This window comes from Vibrio makurazakiensis, assembly GCF_050337375.1.
Lineage (GTDB): Bacteria > Pseudomonadota > Gammaproteobacteria > Enterobacterales > Vibrionaceae > Vibrio > Vibrio makurazakiensis.
On the sequence record NZ_JAKJSW010000375.1, the window covers coordinates 1 to 2,412 of the forward strand.

The 2,412-nt window shown below is 42.5% G+C and carries 4 protein-coding genes and 1 pseudogene; all 5 read right to left on the minus strand.

The genetic code is table 11. The features are described from left to right. Positions 1–267: pseudogene (locus L4C33_RS21535) on the minus strand (COG4648 family protein); the annotation flags it as partial. Continuing rightward, positions 267–524: an acyl carrier protein gene (locus L4C33_RS21540; RefSeq protein WP_428814430.1), complete on the minus strand. Its 258-nt coding sequence runs from the start codon at positions 522–524 to the stop codon at positions 267–269. The pseudogene L4C33_RS21535 and the gene L4C33_RS21540, both read right to left, overlap by 1 nt. A 10-nt stretch (positions 525–534) precedes the next feature. Then, positions 535–795, minus strand: coding sequence for a phosphopantetheine-binding protein (locus L4C33_RS21545; RefSeq protein ID WP_428814431.1), 261 nt, complete (start codon positions 793–795; stop codon positions 535–537). A gap of 6 nt (positions 796–801) precedes the next feature. Further along, complete coding sequence (locus L4C33_RS21550) at positions 802–1,584, minus strand: lysophospholipid acyltransferase family protein (RefSeq protein WP_428814433.1); 783 nt, start codon at positions 1,582–1,584, stop codon at positions 802–804. After that, a complete protein-coding gene (locus L4C33_RS21555) occupies positions 1,584–2,336 on the minus strand; it encodes a beta-ketoacyl synthase chain length factor (protein WP_428814432.1) in 753 nt (250 codons plus the stop codon). Before L4C33_RS21555 ends, L4C33_RS21550 begins: the two co-directional genes overlap by 1 nt. Positions 2,337–2,412 lie beyond the last annotated feature (76 nt).

Below are 2,412 nucleotides of genomic sequence, written 5' to 3' on the forward strand. Positions count from 1 at the left end.
TACGACCACTGGGTAGTAGGTTAGCCACCCATGCTCTTTGAACAAAACCCCAAGAGTGAGTAAGACAATTCCTGCAGAGCCACTGATCCATGCGAGTTGCTTAAGCTCTTTGATTTTAGCCTGAGAGCCAGAAAATATACGCAGTGCGAAGATTGCTGCCAATGCTACCCCTACCGTCTGTAACCCAAACTTATTAATGCCGAAAAAAACAGCAAGTGGATAAGCAAAGATAACCAGAGCGGTAAGTGCAGTGAGCCAAGATCGCATTACGCGTCTTTCAGTAATTCAACCACGGACTCAACAACGTCATCGACGGTGCGTACCGCTTTAAATTCATCAGGTTTGATTTTTTTGCCCGTCACATTTTGTAAGTGAACAACTAGATCAACAGCATCAATGCTATCGAGATCTAAATCCTGATATAGGTGAGCTTCTGGAGTGATATCGGCAGCGTCCAGTTCAAATAACTCAATGAGTGCATCTTGTACTTGCGCGAATACGTCTTGTTTATTTACTGCTGTCATAACAATTCTTTTATTTACTGGTTTGCGAAGAGATGTAGTTAGCTAGGTTTGCTACCGAGGCAAAGTGTTGACGCGTATTTGAGTCATCAGCATCAATAACAATGTTGTACTTTTTCTTGATGGCTAAACCGAGTTCAAGAGCGTCAATAGAGTCTAACCCTAGACCGTCGCCAAACAGTGGCGCGTCTGTTTCAATTTCATCAATAGACATATCTTCTAGGTTTAGTGCGTCAATGATTAGCTGCTTTAGTTCGTTATGTAATGTATCCACTGTAACCTACTTCTTATTGGTAATATGGCAATCGTCGGAGAATATAACATCTGCTAGGTGACTATTTAAACGTCTAGCCGCGATCGTTAAATTGTTCGATTGATTTATAAAAGGCTCAGTCTCTATAGTACCTTTCACTTCGATATGAAAAAAGGGTTTCGTTTTTGGTACTTGGTACCATTTTTTCTCTTTTGTGAGAAAACTAGGCGAAACGGTTATATTTACAACTCTTAAATCAGCAGCAGTCCGCGTTGCAATTTGAGCAGCTCCACGCTGTAAGCTAGGCTCAACCCCTGGTGTTGTCCGAGTTCCTTCGGGAAATATCAGTAATACATTCCCTTGTTTGAACTTTTCAGTGCATCGGTCCATTAAATCGTCAGGGCTGTTATTTGGGATGTAACCTGCAGCTTGCACGATACGCTTCATAAATGGATTCGACCAAATAGCTGTTTTTACGAGGCAATCGCATTGAGGGAGTTGAGAAGCAATCAGTACGTAATCAATAAGGCTAGGGTGGTTGGCAATAATAAGGCAACTACGGTCTTGTCGTAGTAGTTCGCCCCCCGAGATTTTATAGTCAATCGCACCGGTAAATCTCATTATTCGACAGAACCAATCAAAAGAGACTTGTATGAGTTTCTGTACTTTAAGTTCGGTCGTGACACCTGCTGGATTCGTGAGTGCAATAAGGGGAATGATGACAAAACTAAGAAATAGCCCACCAAGGCCAAAAATGCTGAAGCAGAGACCGGTAGCGAAAACTCGCCAGTATTGATTGAACTGCCTCATCATGAGCAGTTATTCCAGTGCCAACTTTGGTTTCGACCTTTTATAAGCCAAGAGCCTGAGCGTTGAACTAGGTGGTTTAAACACTGCAACCCTTGGGGGAGCGACGTTATAAATGCGTCAGTTGCGTTTGACTGGTTATTTGTTGAAACTGAACGTTGAAGAGAAAACTGGTGACCGGATGTTAGCACCAGGCCTAATGCATAGTCTGCAAATTCAAGCGTTTCAAATGGACGATATTCATTGGGAAGCGGTTGGTCAAAATCGATCACTAGTACCCGATGAGAAGGGTTTTCTGACAAATATATAAGCCCATCAAGTAGCGCGTTATGGAAAGTATCTTCACCACCGGCAATAGAGGTGAGAGGAATTGGGCGCTTGGCTGCAATCGTGGTTAGTCCTGCGGCTGTGTTATGTACAGACTGTGCGAAAGCCATCGGCGAGGCATCTTCACCCTGCAGGATATTATCTATTAGAGTAACCGTTCTATGTAGCTCTCCGTGACGACTTGCAAACACCAAGTAATCAATTTCTTGATTCGTGACCACACTTAAAGCCGCTTGTACTGCTAATTTGCTTTGCACGCTCATACGCCTGCGCATCATCGGTGGTATACCGCTGACGTCAATTTTCCCTTCAGTTGGCCACATCTGAGTTTTGGCCCATTGTTCCCAATCTGCTTGTTCAGTTAAACCTAATGATTGGGCATTCCAACTTTCAATATTAAAGGTCATTAATTGTGAGTGATTTGACATAGGATATTGATTTTATTTAAGTCTAATTGAATACTGGCAGTTTTATATATCAAGAATACTGAGGAAATTATATGAA